The following is a 1,852-nucleotide window of genomic DNA, read 5'->3' on the forward strand; positions in this document are numbered from 1 at the left end:
TCTTTTGAAATAAGTTCTTTTATGGATTGGGCTTCTACCACTTGCATAAATTCATCTAACTTCTCATAGTTAATGGTGTACCATAATGTCCTGTCTACTCTTGATTTGTTGTAATTACCGACTAATAGAATCTCCAGCTTCCTTAACTTTTCTAAAGATTTTCTTACCGCATCTTTCTTTAAAAAAGGAATCTTTTTATGCCATTCTTCAATGGAGTTATATGTCCAGAATCTACCCTCTTTTAAGTTCCTGCCTTCTTCCTTGTTCTTTACTATCCAATAATGAATTTGCTGCAGTACAATTGCCTCATTAAGGCCTACTGCTGTTGCAAAATCAATATCAATAGTTATAGGTTTTCTGTTAAATAGCACCTTGCTCATAAGCCATCTCCCTTAATGCATGAATTTGAAATGTTGCTGTTGAGAAATTCAACTGTGCCTCGCATTCTTCAACAAGCATTTCATAGAGCACCGAGTCTGTATAAGCACTGTACACTTTAGGATTTGATGCAATCTTTTGATTGGCTATTTTTACTGCTTGATTATGTAAGTTCAAAGCTTATCCCCCTTTTATCTATAAGTTGTAAAAGCCTACTAGAATTGCACAAAGTGGTATACTTGCTACCAATGCGCCTCCTAATAACGCTCCTGATACAACACTTAAAATGTATATAAAGCTATTAAGCTCCTGAGCAATAAAATTAACAATTGCACTCTTTTTACTATTCATTTGTCAACGCTCCCTTTGACTTAAGTTACAAACCATGCTATACTTAAGTCACACATGTATTTTTTAAATGTAAGCTCTTACAAGACTGCCATCTTGTGAGGGCTTTTTACTTTGCATAAAACTTCTAATAATTAGTGGCAAGCTTACCCCTGCTAAATCTGCAACTTCCTTCTGAACTATATGCCATCGTTCCTGCTCATGCTCTTCTACAGTTCCATCACATGCTATAGAGATCATGTCCATTTGAATCCGCTTAATATCGTCATACTCCTTTTGAAATCTCAGCGTTAAATTATCTAAATCTGTATGTACAATAGGTGGTAAAACTAACCTGCCTAACTCTGTGCATTCATGCAAATAAACATAACCTAATACTGGCTCATCATAAGCTTGTACAATTTTAGAAGCCATCTTTTCAGATGGAATATCCTTGCCTGTCTCCCACTTGCTTAATGTGGATGTATCGGCTATACCAATTAATAAACATGCCTGTTCTTGTGTCAGTCTACGTTCTTTACGTGCTTTAACAAGTAACATTGAAAATTCTCTTACGTGCATTTCTATTCCTCTTTTCTTGGTTTATTGGACCAACTTTTACATTGAAAATTGGTCTATGACACTATTCTTTTGTAGCTTTCTATAGGCTACACTATTCTATGTAAAAAAGATTTTCTTCCTTACCCCAACGTATAAGTTCTTGTTGCTGCTGGGGAGTCAGTTTTTCCATGATTGAATTAAGATAAATACGTTTAGCTTGTTCAAAAGTTTGTAGAACAGTAGGCCTGCTAGGATCAGTTGAGTAACTTACTGTAATCTTATCTGCATATCTCCCCATCACTAATCACCTCCTATATATACATATGAATGTCAGAAATTGTCCTATTCTAATCGATTGTCATTTTTAATGACATTCATTTTTAAAAAAATATTATCACTATTTGTTTTTAAGCATTTTTTTAACTTTAATGCTATCTCTAAAGTAAGCGATTAATTAGAAGGCATACAAAATAAAAATCGTACAATTAGAGTTGGAGCATTTTACTCTAGTTGTACGATTTATTATTTACAGTTATTTTGAATCTCTGGTGCCCAAGGCATTAGATCCTCTAGCTCTTGAGGATGA

General features: G+C 34.3%; 4 protein-coding genes and 1 pseudogene. All 5 read right to left on the reverse strand.

The window, feature by feature from the left end; genetic code table 11:
- Nucleotides 1–380: pseudogene (locus H8718_RS20050) on the reverse strand (DUF6017 domain-containing protein); the annotation flags it as partial.
- Nucleotides 361–555, reverse strand: coding sequence for a hypothetical protein (locus H8718_RS20055; protein ID WP_249334832.1), 195 nt, complete (start codon nt 553–555; stop codon nt 361–363). The pseudogene H8718_RS20050 and the gene H8718_RS20055, both read right to left, overlap by 20 nt.
- Nucleotides 556–573: 18 nt before the next feature.
- Nucleotides 574–729 carry a CorA family divalent cation transporter gene (locus tag H8718_RS20060; RefSeq protein ID WP_249334022.1) on the reverse strand — a complete coding sequence of 52 codons (156 nt, stop codon included), beginning with the start codon at nt 727–729 and terminating at the stop codon, nt 574–576.
- A gap of 63 nt (nt 730–792) precedes the next feature.
- Nucleotides 793–1,287, reverse strand: a complete 495-nt coding sequence (locus tag H8718_RS20065; protein ID WP_249334833.1) for a helix-turn-helix transcriptional regulator — start codon at nt 1,285–1,287, stop codon at nt 793–795.
- Nucleotides 1,288–1,378: 91 nt separating this feature from the next.
- Nucleotides 1,379–1,564, reverse strand: a complete 186-nt coding sequence (locus H8718_RS20070) for a hypothetical protein (protein ID WP_249334834.1) — start codon at nt 1,562–1,564, stop codon at nt 1,379–1,381.
- Nucleotides 1,565–1,852: the final 288 nt, after the last annotated feature.

Origin of the sequence: Zhenhengia yiwuensis (genome assembly GCF_014384995.1) — a bacterium.
GTDB lineage: Bacteria > Bacillota > Clostridia > Lachnospirales > Cellulosilyticaceae > Zhenhengia > Zhenhengia yiwuensis.

What these genes read in the sequence shown, in the direction of transcription:
- H8718_RS20060 (WP_249334022.1), bottom strand. Translation starts at nt 729, where the DNA reads ATGAATAGTAAAAAGAGTGCAATTGTTAATTTTATTGCTCAGGAGCTT.
- H8718_RS20065 (WP_249334833.1), bottom strand. Translation starts at nt 1,287, where the DNA reads ATGCACGTAAGAGAATTTTCAATGTTACTTGTTAAAGCACGTAAAGAA.
- H8718_RS20070 (WP_249334834.1), bottom strand. Translation starts at nt 1,564, where the DNA reads ATGGGGAGATATGCAGATAAGATTACAGTAAGTTACTCAACTGATCCT.